This is a genomic window from Legionella bononiensis (genome assembly GCF_016786215.1).
GTDB lineage: Bacteria > Pseudomonadota > Gammaproteobacteria > Legionellales > Legionellaceae > Legionella > Legionella bononiensis.
This window is the reverse complement of the sequence record NZ_JADOBG010000022.1, coordinates 383,021-399,288: the sequence shown is the minus strand read 5'-3', so window position 1 is coordinate 399,288 and position 16,268 is coordinate 383,021. Positions and strand designations below refer to the sequence as shown.

Sequence of the window (16,268 nt, the reverse complement as noted above, 5' to 3'; positions counted from 1 at the left end):
TCCTGATGCCTGAGCATGGTTACAATGGACTCATCATAGAACGCTGATCAGTTATTATTTGAATGACTTCTTTTGTCATGGCATTGACACCTTCGGAAATTCTCTTAGGAGATTCAGGCGGAGTGAAAAAGCTATACCCATTCAACGGCATACTGTTATCAAAACTGCTGTAGTATTCTTCACATGGTAATGCACCATTTGAAGAGACTGCCACAAACGGTTTTTCAGGTTTTGGTTGTACCGATACGATATCAAATGGCATCGGAATAATTTTTCCGTAATTGAATGCAGCGACGCGGGTTTCATTAAATGAATTCTGACTTAATCGTGTTCTATAATGAGGAACTGAAAGACGATAAGAACGGTCCTCATCCAATGAGGATGGATTATAAAATGAATCATCAATAACAAGCAATGTGCTTCCCGGACGAGAGACAATTTGCTGGTCAATTTCAGCCCTTGTTAAAATATAGGCTTCTAAACCCCTTGATTGCAGAAATTGTTGTACTGCACTCAGGGTAGTCTCGCTTGCAATGGATGCATCAAGCAATATGGGCTTTTTCTGAGCCAGCAAATAGGGTAGATGATGAACAACGTTGGCAATATTCGCATTAATGCAAAATCCGTCAAACTGATGGTTCTCTTTCAAATAGTGCTCAAAGAATGAAATCATGTGTGATTTTGAAAAATCCTCCACACCATTATATGCAATCACATCCCTGCCACATGACATCCAGAACAAAGACCGCTCATGCGTTGACAATCTGGATAATGCCTCTGCCATTAATGTAGCCAGGCTGACACCATCATTATATTGCATATAGCTCACATCGTTTATCTGTCTTTGCGAGAAATCAAGCCCTAGATAATGCTGCATTTCTTCCAAATCCACAGCATAAACAGTGTGATAACTTCTATCGGCTGGAAGTGCACTAATTTCTTCCACTGAACGAAAAGTAATATCAACACCACATTCCGTGTTCCACTTGGAAATAATGTGTTGTAATAACATCGGATACATGTCACGTTCTTTTTCTACAGAATCCAAATGGATGGTAGTAAATCCCATCTCATGTAATTTAAGTAGAACCATGAAATCCTGAAACAAACCACCACTTCCTATACTTAATAAATTAATTGGAGTACTTCGATCCAAATGAGCTACTGCATCCACCACTCTCTGTTCAAACTCTTGTCGTAGTGTTGAATCCTTTCGAGAGTGAGCTCTTGAGCCTTCACACCAACACTCACTTAAAAAGCATCTCTTGTTTTGTTTTAAAAACTCAACCGGATTTTCTCGAACGTGTTTAAGAAAATTTTTAAATTCCTCCTGAGAAAATAATTGAATACGTTCAAAGATTGTTTCCATAGAACGAGCTTTAGAAAAATCATAAGCAATTAATTGGGATACCTGGTTAGAACTTGCTGACATACTATGCCTCCTGTTTGGTTATTAATTTCTTGATAAACAGGATTAAATGGACAATAAAAAACCTGATTGATCAATTAATGATATTTTATTAACCAAACATTAAGTATTTCTTAAATATTCTCTGCATTTATCTATAGGTATTATCAATTTTTTATATAAGCAACGTACTTAACGTTTTTTGCAATCCCCAAATCTCAATTGAAACACAGATTGTTTAGCGTACTTTGATTTGCCCCCATCGCTCGTGCTACAAATTTGAATAATATGATATAGCGCTGACTATTTAAAATTAAAAATAAACGAAGCAACACGTGCTGTAGGGATATCCTCGATGAGTTCTTCCCGGATGAGCGCTTTCGCGCGATCGTTTTCAAATACCTCTTTGAGATCCATAATCTTCCCTGCTGGAACTTGTTCACCATGCAGGATTTCGAGAAGACTGGTGCTCTGCAATTTCAGTGTTTGTTCAGCGATTAGAGAAGCGAGCTTATCTCGGTTCCTTACCCTGTTTTGATTAGTCCTGAATTCATTCTTCCCAGGTAGATCCTTGAGATCCAGGACGGCGCATAATCGTTTAAAATGCCGATCAGAACCAATTGCAAAAGTAATCAGTGCACCATCCGCTGTACGGAATATCTCGCCATAAGGAGCGATATTAGGATGTTTTGATCCAATACGTTGTGGTATCTGTCCCGTCATCAAGTAATTCGATGCCTGATTGACAAGACTGCTAATGGCAGCATCGTAAAGAGAGACCGAGACAACCCTGCCTTTCCCACTTTGTTCCCGTTTATAGAGCGCCAGAAGAATAGCCTCTTTCAAGTGGTGTGCTGCCAGGACATCGATTAACGCGATCGGCATTTTTACTGGACCACTCTCATCGGTACCGTTCATTGACATAAAACCACTTTCACATTGAAGTACCAGATCGTACGCTACCCGGTCGCTATCATCACCGTAGCCGTTTATTTTTCCAATGATTAGGCGTGGATTAATGCTTAGAAGAAACTCATCTTGTACTCGAAGCTTGATGTCATCGTCTTTTTTAAAGTTCATGATTACAATGTCCGCTTCTGAAACAAGCTTAAGAAAACTGGTGTGGTCTTCTTCTTTCATGAGATCTAAAAACAGGTACTCTTTTCCATAATTAACACTGGCAAAATAGGCAGATATCTCTGCATCAGGGTCTTCTTCTGGAAGTTTCCATGTTCTGGTCACATCTTTATGAATGGGATGTTCAATTTTAATTACGGTAGCACCCAACTCAGCAAAAAAAGTACCTACAGATGGACCTGCAAGCACCGAACTCAGATCAATTACCTTTAATCCCTTTAACATAGCTTGAATTTCCATCTCTCAATAAACATCGGTTGAATTACATCATTCCCAGGACATTGGAACAGAATTTCAACTTGTGAAAAACTATAATAAACCGTACGTTCAGCGATTGTAATTTATTGGCTAAACGCATCAAATCGGATTATAAAAAATAGTTAGGTATTCCCAGTCAATTTCAAACCTAAATACATTCCATTCAAATTGAAGTTAGCTGTTGAGTTATTGCCAACATTAGCGAAAACAATCCCATTGCCTGTATAACTTATAATTGAGTTTAAATAATTCATCCACATATACCCAATATCAAAACTTAGTATATTTTGTTCAAACCTCCAATCATATTGTGCCCCCAGTTTGGCTGCCAGCTCAGGAACTACGACACCGTTAAGTGATTGAATATAATTACCCGTTACAAAAGGACTGATGGGATTATTGGGGTAAGGATAGTTTTGATAACCGCTATTCCGTTGTTTCGCAGTACCTATGAGCATGCTTCCAGCCATTTTTGCGTAAAGCCCTACGCTATCTCCAAGCATATATCCCAGATCAATGCCCAGACGTGGGCCAAAACCATTATAGGAAAGGGTATCCGTCGTGGTATAGGCAACTACTGAAGTTGGGTGCAACAGGGAGATGTTACCGAACTGATTTTTAATGCGTCCAAATTCCGCCCCTGCATGAAGTCGCAACAACCTATTTCCAGCGAGTTGCAGGTGCTGTCCAAATTCAATATCAACTTCATCCCAATTGGTTCTCACTTGAAATTCACTGGCATAAAATCCATCGTTATTGCCCGCAAATGCATATCCTATTGGGAAATTTCCCTTATTATGAGAATTCAGATGATACCAATTGACAACTAAATCATTGGCTTTAAATTGATATGTTCCATTGATTTGGAAACCCCACCCCCATTTCGGACCAATATTAACCATTTGGTTGGGTGCACCACTGGTACCAATAAAGACACCATTATTATCATTGCCAGAGTAATTGCTATAGGCAGTGTATCCTAAACCATTACCACCAAAGGAAGGCTGTAGATAGAGCGCTGTGCCGCCAAAGCTCCACGCCTTAGTTCCACAAGGGATTTTTACCTTACCAGGCTCACAGATTGGCCCCATAGAGCCAGAAAATGATATGCTGCAATTCACTATCAATACAGCTACGGCTATTCCTTTCAATTTAAACATAAATCCTCTTTACGTCAGTTTTGACTTTATTTGACCCATTTCAGACCGAAATACAGTCCATTTAAATTAAAGTTTGCTGCAGAACTGGTACTGCTGGCAGAGCCTGCTAATCCTGAACCGGTTTGACTGACGAGTGCATTGAAATAATTGATCCACATATAACCCACATCAACACCCCATAGTCCCTGTGCTGTGGGATAATCATACTTCAGGCCTAATTTAGCCTCTAATTCAGTGATTACAACGCTACGATTTGTTTGAACATAATTCCCTGTACTGAATGATTGGGGAAATGCTAAATTTTGATAACCAGAAACCTGTTGTTTGGCAGTACCAATTAATAGGCTAGCCGCGCCTTTTGCATAAACTCCAAATCCATGTCCCAGTAAATAAGTAAAATCATCACCGATTCGAGGTCCAAAGCCATTGAATGAGATATTATCTGTTGTGATAAAAAGCGGGCTACTATCTGGAAGAAGTCGAGGATAGTTCGTAAATACCGTCTTGACTCTTGAATAATCGATACCCGCATGAAGACGCATTATTTTGGTTTCATCAAAATCAATGTGCTGTCCCAGTTCAATATTAACGGCATCCCATGTTGGTTCAACCGTAATAAGTCCCGCATACAGAGCAGGGGCGTTACCAGAAAATAAAGAGCCGCGTGGCAAATACATACTGGTACTGTTGTTCTGATGATACCAATTTACATCCAGATCAGTGCCAGAACCAAACTTATAAGCACCTTCAATTTGAAATCCCCATGACCATTCGGGTTTAATATTAGTGATGGTATTGTTGGGATTATTGGCACCTACAGTAGTACCAAAACTGTCAGTCCCATAACTGAATGCACTATAGCCAAGACCGTTTCCACCAAAAGAGGGTTGCAAATATAATGCTTGCCCACCGAAGCTCCAGCCTGCTTTGTCACAAGGAATGCTGACATCGCCAGGCACGCATGCTGAGCCCATTGCGCCTGCAAACACAAAGCTATTACCAATCATTAAAAGTGACGTTAATGAATATTTTAATTTGAACATATATTCCCTATGACATGATAAACATGTGTAATCCCAAAGTGGGTGCATGCTAGCATAAAACATTGAATTTAAAAAACTAAATTGAATAGGCATCATGGTTTCTTTTTGCGCCACATGTGGCATGTGTTGACACTAAAAGGGGCAAAATAAGCGCGTGTTGTAATTCAACAAGGGACGGATAGGATGTGTTTTTTTTCTATGATAAAAATCATAGAAAAAAAACACATTAAAACTTACACAGCTGAATTGACTATGTTAATACTCACTGGGTCTTGAGCAGGATATTCCTGATAACCTCCTAATTGACTTTGAATTCTATGGTTAAACTCATGAACTAATCGTCCCTTAATTATTGGGTCCTCAAAGTGATCTATTTTATCCTGCAATGCGTTTAATTCATCAAACGGAAAAGCAAAAAACTCATCATGATTCATGGCACTAATATTGTGTTGAATTTTAGCCTCAAGAGCAGAAATTTCAACAAAGCACTCATCAAAAACACTACTGTTTGTTGGCGCTTTTCCTAGTGGACTTGCTTGAAAGAGAGTTCCGTAAAAGGCTTGGGAAAATACGTTGAGACGAGATGCTTCATCTGCTCTATCGAATTCATCTTTTGATGCGGTATTATTCGATGTGGGATTTACAATTGGAGCTGTTAATAACTCGTCACGTATCGCTATTAATTTCTTACATTTCATACAGGAGCCACATTCATTATCCCATAATAAAGAGTGATCATTATATTTTTGACGATTCGATTTTCTAAATTGTGCCCCCGTAAAACATGAAGACACTAAATTTTTTAGATCATCGCGTTGCATCACTAAATTCACATATTCTTTTTTGGTTTTGAATGGAATTAACAACTGATGCGTTCCAAGTATCGACTGAGCATAAGGTAAAAAAAGTTCATTGGAGCTTATCGTATCTGAGAAATGAGTACACGGTGAGTCGTCTTGTGCTGGTATAATAATAGTCCCGCACCCATGCGCTTTCATATATTCTAGTGCAACCAACCAAATATACTGATTTTTTGCCGGGTTTTCCTTGAGTCCTAGCTCCTTTTGTTTGAGATTTAGTTTTCTCAAATTTGGCGATTGATTCACAATGATCAAATTATTAATTAACCCTAACTGCGTCGCTATGTTTATAGCTGCCTCTCGTTCAAGTGAAGCCGTTGAAAAATTAAGTACATTAATATGCAATAGATAAATCTCGTACTGCCTTTCCTGTGCCCATAAAATTGCTGCAGTGCTATCAATTCCTCCTGAGAAAGGAATCAGTACTCTTTTAGGATCAAGCTTACCGGGATTGACCTGTAGCTCTGGATGACTTGGATCAATCGCAGGCTTAGGTACATGATGAAATTCATACAAACATTGAGCATAGTGCACTAATTCGCTGGATAGAGTTAGTCGATTTGGGAGCATTGCAAATTGCGTATAGAATTCTATTGCTTTCTCATTCGTAATGCGTGGGTATTCTTTTGCCTTCTGCTTTTTTCTATTGGGGTAGTTGTCTATTTTACGCTTTTCACCTGAGTCAGGGACAGTGATGGATCTGAATTCGGGTAAAGGTCTCCGGACGGCAGCAGCAGACCAATTATTGGAGTAAGATTGATATGTTTGGTCTTCTGCGGATTTAACATCCGCATTTCCTGGGGGAATGAGTGGGGCTGGAGAACAGCGAGATGGTACAGGTGCATACAGTTGAAAATCGCCTTTATATTGCATAACCATTAAAGCAGAATTTTCAACCGTTGTTTGAAAAGCACCTAAATAGGTAACATAGCTTAGACTTTTAACGTACTTTTGGAAGTCAAGATGAATATTATGCCCCTTACTTGTACCCAAATGAATCGCAATAAAACCACCTGGTTGAAGTGAAATAATGGACTGACCTACTAATTTATATAAAAAATTTTCTTTCCATGATGAATAGACATTATATTTAATGTGACTTTGATTGCTTCCATTATAATTTTCAAGATTGAAATAAGGTGGGCAAGTCATCATTAATTGATTGGGAGTATGTTCTGGTGTTAATTGCTCCTGAGTGCACTCTTCCATTGGACTGGCATAAAAAAAGGTTGAAAAACCTGGTGGTGAAAACTGTTCTGCCATACGTTGGTAGCTTTCATGTAACAATTCCTGAGGATCAACGCCTACATATCTTTTCAAACCCAATGATGCTGATGCGAAAGAACCAATTAATCTATCCCCCCACCCAGAACACAGATCAAGCATATGTTCAATTGGAATTTCCGGATATCGCTCACCTAAAAATTTAATTAATAACCCTACTAATATAGGTTTGTAATTTGTAACTCCAAAGTTTCTTATTAGTTTATTTGTCATGCGACGATTACTAAATTTTGGAAATTTAATGTTCCTTTCATCAAAGGTATTTGTACCATGCGTTCCATTCTGATTATTTTTTGCAATCTTTTTGGCTATTATGCTTCTTCTTTCTTTAACAAGAACACGAACCTGATTAGATAAAAAAGACAATAAAGTGCTGCTGTTCCATACATCAAAAACAGTCTTTTTTGAACGGTCATTATAGACTTTTAGTCTGTGTTCGTCGGTGTAAAATCTTGATGCCTTTTGTCCCGCAGTAGTACTGGGTAACTGAGTATTCAATTCACGTATTGACTTTATTTTCAGATAGTTTAGAAGTTTTTGAAAGGAGCTATCTCTATCCTTTTCAGAAACAGAAAGGAAGTTACACCCTATTCCCTGATAACGAATTTCTTTATAGATACGCAATGCTATAATTTTTGAAAAAATAAATTCTAAAGCATCACGTTGTTCCGCTTGGTCTTCGGTGCTAAGATGAACATCATTTTTTTCAACATGCTCTCTAATCGAAGCAATGACCTCACCCATGTAATTTGAAGGCAAATATTCAGTTTCATTAGTAAATGATTCACCCAAAAGAATTTTATAAACAAGATTCATTAATTCAGGTGATTGTTTAAAATAATCTACATCAAACAATTCGGTACATTTGAAACTTTGAGTATGGATTTTCATTTTAGGAAAATCATCCTTCTCAATTTGTTCCCGGGGATCAAACTGATTCCATTCCTCTTGATTTAAAATGTCTCTTATAAAATTAAAATTTTGAATTTTTTTGCTCTGCTTCATAGATAATTATTTGCCAAATATGTCATAATTTGGCCATCATTATATTATAGAAAAATTGGGTGCTCAATATTTATATTACATGAATAACAAATACCCATCTGTTGTATAATTGACATCCAGGCTATTAAGTTTGTGGTAAGGTGCAATGACTAGTTTTATAGTACTACTTACACCAATTAAATATAAAAATGCAGAATTTTATATCGGATCACCTTAGCTCTAAAGTTTAAGATTTTGTGTATCGTCGTGATCTGGTTCTTCATCTGTATTGTGTTCTGGTTCATCTTGAGTTTTTACAGATTCCAGTCTTGTTTTCAAATTGGGTTCTTCTTTTTTCAAACCGGGTAACATGGGTACGATATAATGCTCGGTTAAATCCCAGAGTTTTTTAGACGCCATTACACCAAATTGCCTATGGAACTCCTTCATCTCATCCAGTGCATCCAAACCGTTTTGATCCATATAATCCTCTGGATCAGCTCCCGTTTTTACTTTTAAGAATTCCTTGAATGCACTCATTACAAATTTGCTATACAGGTTTCCCGCATGTTTTGCAATTGTGTCTCGATCGGGATGAAAAAAAACATCTACTGCAGGAGCTGCTTTTTTCATCTGTTTATATTCATCACGGTACACTTCTTTTGCAACTTTTTTCCAATTCTTTTTTGCATCCTCAATAAGCCCACCTACAGCTTCATTAAAAAAAGCAGTTAATGTATTGGGATCTTGTTCGTTTGTTTCTATATTTTGCTCTTGATTTTGCTCTTGATCTTGATCTTGCTCATTTTGTTTGTTAGTCATTAAAATACCCTCAGATCAGCATCTTATGATTAAATATAGATCGAATTGAACAAATTTTCAACGAAAACCACTCTAAAATTCTTTGCTGTAACAAGGGTGAATCAAAGCAGATAACTATAGAGGATACACATTTAAATCGAATCAAATTGAGATATACCTTTGGCTTAAAGGAAAATGATATAGAACTATAATTCTACAGGTTTTGATTGTAATGCGTTTTTTTATCAGGGTCTTAAATCTGAACTATCCTCAGCTTCTGGATTATCTATTTGAGGCTCTGATTGCTCTTTTGATTTATTATGACGATCTTTGAACTCCATATTTCTTCTCAAAATCTCCTCAGGAGCACTTTGGGATTGAGCTATTTCTTGATGCGCAGTATTCAATTTGACCGTATTTTTTAGAAAATCAGCCAAACCAGGAGTGTTATTATATAATTGTTTTCCCATAGCAACTGATTGAATAAACAGGCTTTCCCCGATATCTTGCCATTGTTTATAATACTCATCGTATTGATTTAATGTACCCGTCTTGATAATGGAATCAATCCTCATATGCTGATCAACATTTATCCCCATAGTACCTTCTGCATTAGGCGCAAGAGCATCCCCCAAATATCCCATTGCAAAAGAAAAGCCTAGACCTACTCCATAGGTCACGACTCCCAAAGCAGATTGCTGATATGGTTCTGGAACCTGACTTAATAACATATTGTATAATTTTGAGCCTTTTTGATCCTTTGAAGCATTATTATCGAACTCTTGAACATGCTCTTCATGTTTTTCATTAGCCATTTTTTTCACACTATAAATTTCAACCTTATTGATATTATAGTGCAAATTGCGCAAAATATGATCTTTTGGTTTAAAACAAATCAAAGCATTGTGTTACCATAGAAACTAAAGAACATCATGATTTATTGTTTGCAGCTGACTGTGGTTTTGGGCAAGGCTATCTGTACAGTAGACCTCTTCCGAGTGATGAGTTTGAACGTTTTATGATTAAAGGCTGATTGTATCATTGACTGAGCTATTTAATAGAAACAGCCCCTCTGCTTTTAAGCAAGTTTATTATTTTTTCGTTACCGATCGCTTCACTGAGTACAAGTGGTGTCTGATGATTTTTATCAATGGCATTGATGTTAATATCCGTGTGATCCAAAATCCACTGTACTGTACTTATATCCCCACGATAGACCGCCTGGTGCAATACAGAATGTCCTTGCATATCAGATAAATGAACATCAACGCCTTTATCAATAAGCATGCTCATTGCAAGTTCATTGCCGGCTGCTGCAGCCAACATAAATGGTGATAATCCTGTATTATCAAGAGGATTAATTGTCGGTGCGGCATCACAGCACAGCTCCACCATCTCTTTTCCGCTATAACGGGCTGCGTAATGGAGTGCTACCCTACCCTTACTATCCGCTAAAATACTGATGTCTTTGTCTTTTAAAAGAATCCGCAGGCAATCAAGCTGATCATTTAAAATCGCAGTGTGTACGGGATAATGTGAATTATTATTTTTTATATAAGCTAACATGGGGTTAGAGCTCACGCTCTCTTCCAGCAATGAAGAGAATCCATGAGTAGCCATCAGGTGAAGTACGGTATCACCATTATTATCCTGCAAATTCAGCATAGTGGGTGTTTTTTCTCGTAACATCCTAAAAATTTTAATTTTGGTTTCTTTTAATTCAGGAGCATAAGAAACAGGAAGTACTAAAGCGCTAAATAAGGGCAATTGAGATTGCATATTCTTAAGGTTTGAATCAGCCCCTAACGAAAGAAGCACCCAAACTGTATAATAATATCCCTCTAATGCGGCAACATGTAAGGGAGTCATTCCATAGGTATTAGTTTTATTAACACTATCTTTAGATAGCCTCATAGACAGTAGAACTTTGTCCAGTCCAAAAGAGACCACGGTATCAAAAATAGTTGCACCATGAAGCTGTGGCATAGGTTGGGTGCTATCATCAGAGAGATACAGAGCAAAATTGTCTAGATAAGTCTCGGCTAACTTCAGATAATTATCATATTTTTCATTTAACGAACCAGAAAATATGAGATCACGCGAAACATTCTCAGAACACCAGCTCTCCAATTTGTGGAGTTTTTCTGCATCAGGTTCCTGACCACTAAGACCTAGCTGTTCACATAACATAGTAAATTTCATCTAAACATCCTTTATTTGCATCTTTTAATGAACTTTTATACTACTACTTGCTTCGGCTTCATTTTCTACCTTATCCTCATTTCCATGCGTTTGTTGAGCATATCGCTCCTTGTAATTTTTAAATGTTGCAGCTACTTGCGCCGTATTAGCCTGAGGGACATCACTGGAGGCAGATTTATTTAAATGGTGGTGAGATTCAATGGCTTGCTTCACAACTGAAGAAGTCTCTGAATGATGCAGTGTCCTTCGTTCCTGAATGGGAATGTGTACCATTTCTTGTTCTATCTTATCCGCTCTGGTATTGATACCCATGGCAAATTCATCAGGATTGTTCCTAAAGTTGGTAACAATTCGATTAGCCTCACTCACCGTTGCATCTGCTTTTAAGTCTTTTATTATTTCTTTTAATTCACTAATTAATTCCTCTCTTTTTTGTGGCGTAGCGTTACGGATCTCTCCTATTTTTTCATCAATAAATTCATCCATTTTTTTATCTTTTGGACCACACTTTAATTCTTTAAGTTCTTTGACTAAGGATTTAACTTCAGGATTATTCATAAGAAAAAATTGGGTCAAGGCCTCTTTAACTGGCATACGCTCAGCAGGATCAGGCTTGACCAGTGCTTCAATTAATGTCCTTATTTCAAGCCCCTCTCCTTCTTTGAAAAAAGGATAATTAAAATCAAACTTAGAGCCATCATGAGCAGATTGAATAGAACCGGTAATAAATCTATGGATATTTTTTCCTAGTAAGTACGCATGAGTACTATCGGCATTGATTGAGACAGGTTGGACATAAAATTCAGGTGGATTAAAGTTTGTTGAACTTAAAAGCGTGCAATATTCATTGCCAGGTATTCCTGGTACAAAATTCTGATTCTCATCGGTAAATAAAAAACTTTTTGTATCAGAAATTATAAGTTTTCCATCCGAATTGATCAGCCAATTCGTTATTTTTGCATCTGGAAACATACAACCGGCGTCTTGAATTTGCAACATTACATCAGCCATTTGCTCAAAAACCCTTGAAACTGTCTTAACGGGTTCCCCCCCTCGCAAGGAATCTAAACCATAGCTAAATAAATCACCCCCAGAACAATATTCGGTAACTAATAATGTTCGAGAAGCAGGTTCACCACTTTTGTTCGTACAAAATACTTGACGCTCAGTATCTATGACCGCCAAACTATTCCCTACATGTTCACGTAAATGAGCCTCTGCCTTTCTTGGCATATACAGTCGATCATCTATTTTTAAAACTGCAGTGCTATTATCTTTTAAGTGAGTTACTTTAAAATTCTTTGCATTCCCCCCCCCTAAAAAACTAATCTGATGAGTAGCCAAAAACTCGCGAAACAGCTCTGCTTCTGGGCTCTTATCTTCTAAGGGATATAAATTTTTAAGATGATCATGCACTTCCATGCCAGACTTTCTTTTCCCCATACCACTCAGTATGTTGACCAATTGTTCTGCTTTTTCTGGCGCCATTTGAGCAATTATTTCCGTAAGAAGAGTTGGTGTAGCAGTAGTAGGAAGTAACGACTTGATTCCCAATGAAGACGTTTGATATTGGATGCTTTTAAAAAGTTCTGAACTTATTTTTTGGTATCCAGGTGAATTAGCCAATAAATCCTGAGGATAGGTATAATCAATCTTTTTCATTTGTTTTTGAATTTCTTTAAGCAAATGAATTTTACCATCAACATCACGGGTATTATTGAATTCTTCAATTAACTGATTTACGTCTCTGGTAAATTCAAAGACGGCCTCATGGGGTAATGCACCCGCATCAAAAGCCTTAATTAGCTCCATAGGTTTCGGATAGACAGGCATCGACATGATTTTGTGCAGATCGGATCCGGTAACTAAAAAATTAAAGAACTGATCCAGTTTCAATCTCATTCTGCCACCTGCAAAAAAAACAGAGCAACATGCAGTTTTTCCTGATGCAACTGCACATTCTAATTATCAGTAACTCAGTATCACGAGCGTGCTATAAATTGAGCCTTAAACACTTTATTCGGCACGTACTCTAGGCTCAATCCATTGCATGTTTGGACATAGTTAATTTCCTTTATATCAATTATAGTTCAAAAGATACTAACAATTAGCCAATAAGAATAATTTGCGATCATTAATTGAGGATAATTTCTTGTAATAACAACGAAGACCCTGCTTCCAGGTTTTCAACGGAATCCAAATGAAGGGTAGTTAATCCGGTGACATGAAATTTTAAAAGCCATCCAACTAACTTTTATTCCAAAAAGTCAGACCTGCTCTAATTATATAAAACACCCCATGAACAAAATTAGTAACATTAATGGGTCCTAACAACAATAACTGTTCACCTTGAGCCGCAAATTTATTGATTTTATAGAAATAACTGTCTTTGCAAGGATCGGATAATTGATCCTTATGAAATGGACACTGGTATTCTTTAAGCAACTTAGCCAGTTTATCAATAATGATCCTGTCTTCTTCTACACGGTAATGAGTATCACCTACCAACTCTCTTGCAATAAATTTCATTAGTTGCACCATATGTTCAGGCGTTCGATACCGCTCATTGGGCCAAAAAATCGGTGAATGTTGCGCCCAATGATATGCTTTCTCCGAGCTTGCAAAAGCACAGAGGAATTTGTGTTTTAAAGGATATTTAAATATTAAATGCAGAGCATTCCGTAATTGGCTATGAGCCAATATCCCGCGGTGTTTGTAGTCTTCATCAATTACTGTATTGCCTAAATAGGAAATCACTTTATTCTCTGTTTTAATATAAGATATTCCTACCGTGGCAATTATTTGGTTCGTTGCTTTAGATCGGTATAAAATAATTTTGTCCCTCTCTTGCAAGAGTTCTCCAATCAATTGCTCGGGTAAAGTAAAAAACTGTTGATGCAACACACAGATTTCATGGAGTTCAGGAGCAGTTAACTCGTGAGGTAGCTTATGCTGGCAATAGAAGTCTTTCATAATGAGCTATTCTTATGTTCTTTCAGTACTCTTACTTACTATAATATGGATTAGGTATACGAGTACAACTTGAACTACAATTTCTACATCATCCCCTTCATTTTGTGAGTTCCTTTGAAAAAAACACTGTTTACTCAATATGAACAGCAAATGAAGCCTGCTCGGAAACAATTGAAACAGGACATTGACTCTCTGTATCATCAAATAGACCAGGACACGGCGCTATTGTTTCTCATTTATTTTTGTGCTCTTGGGGTTGGAATGACCGAATACGTCAGCACCTGGATTAACCATGCCGGCAAACGCTGCCAGGAAACAGGTTATCAGGAATTAGGGCAATCACTGATACAACATGCCCGTGAAGAAGCAGGACATGAACTTTTAATGCATCATGACACTCTTGCTTTAACCGCCTTTATTAATTCACGTTATCAATTGCATCTTGATGCGAATGTATTTTTATCACAAACCTTAACTCAAGGTGTATTAAACTATAAAGCACTTCATGAACAATGCATCAACAGTGATACACCCTATGGCCAAATTGCCATTGAATACGAAATTGAAAAAATATCAATTCGCCATGGGCCAAAACTGCTGTTTAAAAACATCAAACATTATGGTTTTGGACTCATTAAATGTTTAAGCTTCATCCGTTCTCACGTGAATTTAGACATACTTCATACACAACACAATAAAACCATGTTAACTGATTTTTTAGAACGACATCCTGAAACGTTACCAACATTAATTGAATACGGTACACATTCCCTGCACTATTACAGTGAATACCTTCACAATTGTTGGCAATTAGCTGATGAACATAAAAAACTGTTGAAGACAGTAAATTAAACGTTAACAGGATTTTTAATCAATAACCATTCGTGATATTCCCTCTCATCAACCCTCTTCCCGAGAAAACACATTAGCTTACAATTCAAATTCCTTACGCGGAAGAAGGAGCAGATCGAGCCAAGCGGAACATTAGGTGCATAAACTAACTCTAGAAGGTCTACAAAAACCCTTGTGGACCTTACCTCAAGGTACATGAGCCTAATGAATACGCAGCTGTCCCCTGTTCATCCGAGGTATTGATTAAATAGGAAGTGAAACAATGAATAAAGGACATCAATAACACACTTGCAAGTAGAAGAGAAATGGGAGTTGTGAGGAACAAGAATAATCCTACGGGTATAAATACATTATACAGGATCACCTGATTAAGATCATTGAGACGATTACGAGTTAACATCTTTTGCTCTTTAGCTATAAGTTGTGGATCAACTCCATCCAGCCTCAGTTGATTCATTAATTGCTTATCCTTCTCAGCATCAATCAAAACGCGTGACAATGCACTGATTAGGAGGATTGCAGAAATGATAGGAGATACCGGGACGGATGCAATAGAAAAAGCAAGCAAACCTAAAGCTACCATAATCGATGAAGCAGTGAGGAAGGATCGAATAAAATTTAATTCTCTATGCCGCCACTCCATAGTCAGGCGTTGTTGATCCGCGCCACTTGCCTGCCTGAGTTTTAATTCATATTCCTCCCGACTTTCTTGAAAACGAGTAACCATAACTAAAACATCAATCAGTTGTGCGATAACCTCCAATTGTATCCCGTAAAAACCTGCTGACTGGGAGTTGTTAAATGACAACCAAAAAAACTGGGTGAGATTAACAGCGCCCCACAAGCTGTCATTCAAGAGGTTGTAGTATAAATCCTTGATTGTTTTATCATCAGATTCATCGTGCTGCTCCCCAACTAAAATTTGCGCTAATAAACTGAAATTGACTGAAAAACGCGCCATATAGAGCGTAAAACTCATCACGCCTAAAGTTGTATCCAAAGGAGTAAGCGTCCTTAAATTTTTGTGCGACTGAGCAAGATATTTGGCGAATCCCTTGCTTCGGTTCAACTGAAGCCTTTGTGTGTTCAAATAAGTCAGTTGGCTATTAAAAAACGTTAAGGTTGATTTCAGGACTGGCTTTTTTTCCTTTAGATCTTGAGTGTCTTTTTTCATCGGCATCCACAGGAAACGAACTATAGAACCATATTAATGATTCAATCCTGTCTTAAGAGTGACGGTTACATTACAAACTTGTAATCTTCATTCATTAACTTCACTCTTCTTTTATGCTATTATTGGCTAAGT

Annotated in this window: 12 protein-coding genes; 1 reads left to right on the top strand and 11 read right to left on the bottom strand. The window is 37.5% G+C overall.

Translation table 11 applies throughout. The features are described from left to right. Positions 1 to 19 precede the first annotated feature (19 nt). The 10 genes from IZU94_RS15320 to IZU94_RS15275 form a co-directional block, all read right to left on the bottom strand. On the bottom strand, positions 20 to 1,432 hold the full coding sequence (locus IZU94_RS15320) for a hypothetical protein (RefSeq protein WP_203112572.1): 1,413 nt from the start codon (positions 1,430 to 1,432) through the stop codon (positions 20 to 22). A gap of 279 nt (positions 1,433 to 1,711) precedes the next feature. Next, positions 1,712 to 2,770 (bottom strand): CaiB/BaiF CoA transferase family protein, encoded by a 1,059-nt coding sequence (locus IZU94_RS15315; RefSeq protein WP_203112569.1) that lies wholly within the window; start codon positions 2,768 to 2,770, stop codon positions 1,712 to 1,714. 155 nt (positions 2,771 to 2,925) lie between these two features. Further along, complete coding sequence (locus tag IZU94_RS15310; RefSeq protein WP_203112566.1) at positions 2,926 to 3,963, bottom strand: Lpg1974 family pore-forming outer membrane protein; 1,038 nt, start codon at positions 3,961 to 3,963, stop codon at positions 2,926 to 2,928. 26 nt (positions 3,964 to 3,989) lie between these two features. Continuing rightward, positions 3,990 to 5,006 (bottom strand): Lpg1974 family pore-forming outer membrane protein, encoded by a 1,017-nt coding sequence (locus IZU94_RS15305; RefSeq protein WP_203112564.1) that lies wholly within the window; start codon positions 5,004 to 5,006, stop codon positions 3,990 to 3,992. Between the two features lie 233 nt (positions 5,007 to 5,239). Further along, positions 5,240 to 8,155: a 7-cyano-7-deazaguanine synthase gene (locus IZU94_RS15300; RefSeq protein ID WP_203112562.1), complete on the bottom strand. Its 2,916-nt coding sequence runs from the start codon at positions 8,153 to 8,155 to the stop codon at positions 5,240 to 5,242. A 219-nt stretch (positions 8,156 to 8,374) separates the two neighbouring features. Then, on the bottom strand, positions 8,375 to 8,956 hold the full coding sequence (locus IZU94_RS15295; protein WP_203112549.1) for a hypothetical protein: 582 nt from the start codon (positions 8,954 to 8,956) through the stop codon (positions 8,375 to 8,377). 224 nt (positions 8,957 to 9,180) lie between these two features. Continuing rightward, the gene (locus tag IZU94_RS15290; protein WP_203112547.1) at positions 9,181 to 9,750 is read right to left on the bottom strand and encodes a hypothetical protein; all 570 of its coding nucleotides are present in this window, start codon (positions 9,748 to 9,750) and stop codon (positions 9,181 to 9,183) included. A 235-nt stretch (positions 9,751 to 9,985) separates the two neighbouring features. After that, complete coding sequence (locus tag IZU94_RS15285) at positions 9,986 to 11,137, bottom strand: ankyrin repeat domain-containing protein (RefSeq protein WP_203112545.1); 1,152 nt, start codon at positions 11,135 to 11,137, stop codon at positions 9,986 to 9,988. A 24-nt stretch (positions 11,138 to 11,161) separates the two neighbouring features. Next, positions 11,162 to 13,039 (bottom strand): protein kinase family protein, encoded by a 1,878-nt coding sequence (locus IZU94_RS15280; RefSeq protein ID WP_203112543.1) that lies wholly within the window; start codon positions 13,037 to 13,039, stop codon positions 11,162 to 11,164. Positions 13,040 to 13,384: 345 nt separating this feature from the next. Then, the gene (locus IZU94_RS15275; protein WP_203112540.1) at positions 13,385 to 14,110 is read right to left on the bottom strand and encodes a hypothetical protein; all 726 of its coding nucleotides are present in this window, start codon (positions 14,108 to 14,110) and stop codon (positions 13,385 to 13,387) included. A gap of 114 nt (positions 14,111 to 14,224) precedes the next feature. On the opposite strand from IZU94_RS15275, the gene IZU94_RS15270 reads away from it, so the two are divergent. After that, positions 14,225 to 14,962, top strand: a complete 738-nt coding sequence (locus IZU94_RS15270; RefSeq protein WP_203112538.1) for a hypothetical protein — start codon at positions 14,225 to 14,227, stop codon at positions 14,960 to 14,962. Positions 14,963 to 15,143: 181 nt separating this feature from the next. Here IZU94_RS15270 and IZU94_RS15265 read toward each other — a convergent pair whose 3' ends face one another. Then, entirely contained in the window at positions 15,144 to 16,136 is a 993-nt protein-coding gene (locus IZU94_RS15265; RefSeq protein WP_203112535.1) for a hypothetical protein, read from the bottom strand. Between the last annotated feature and the right edge of the window lie 132 nt (positions 16,137 to 16,268).

Excerpts from the sequence above, each read along its gene's own strand:
- IZU94_RS15305 (WP_203112564.1), bottom strand. The coding sequence starts at position 5,006 with ATGTTCAAATTAAAATATTCATTAACGTCACTTTTAATGATTGGTAAT.
- IZU94_RS15295 (WP_203112549.1), bottom strand. The coding sequence starts at position 8,956 with ATGACTAACAAACAAAATGAGCAAGATCAAGATCAAGAGCAAAATCAA.
- IZU94_RS15265 (WP_203112535.1), bottom strand. The coding sequence starts at position 16,136 with ATGAAAAAAGACACTCAAGATCTAAAGGAAAAAAAGCCAGTCCTGAAA.
- IZU94_RS15310 (WP_203112566.1), bottom strand. The coding sequence starts at position 3,963 with ATGTTTAAATTGAAAGGAATAGCCGTAGCTGTATTGATAGTGAATTGC.
- IZU94_RS15285 (WP_203112545.1), bottom strand. The coding sequence starts at position 11,137 with ATGAAATTTACTATGTTATGTGAACAGCTAGGTCTTAGTGGTCAGGAA.
- IZU94_RS15275 (WP_203112540.1), bottom strand. The coding sequence starts at position 14,110 with ATGAAAGACTTCTATTGCCAGCATAAGCTACCTCACGAGTTAACTGCT.
- IZU94_RS15315 (WP_203112569.1), bottom strand. The coding sequence starts at position 2,770 with ATGTTAAAGGGATTAAAGGTAATTGATCTGAGTTCGGTGCTTGCAGGT.
- IZU94_RS15280 (WP_203112543.1), bottom strand. The coding sequence starts at position 13,039 with ATGAGATTGAAACTGGATCAGTTCTTTAATTTTTTAGTTACCGGATCC.
- IZU94_RS15320 (WP_203112572.1), bottom strand. The coding sequence starts at position 1,432 with ATGTCAGCAAGTTCTAACCAGGTATCCCAATTAATTGCTTATGATTTT.
- IZU94_RS15290 (WP_203112547.1), bottom strand. The coding sequence starts at position 9,750 with ATGGCTAATGAAAAACATGAAGAGCATGTTCAAGAGTTCGATAATAAT.
- IZU94_RS15300 (WP_203112562.1), bottom strand. The coding sequence starts at position 8,155 with ATGAAGCAGAGCAAAAAAATTCAAAATTTTAATTTTATAAGAGACATT.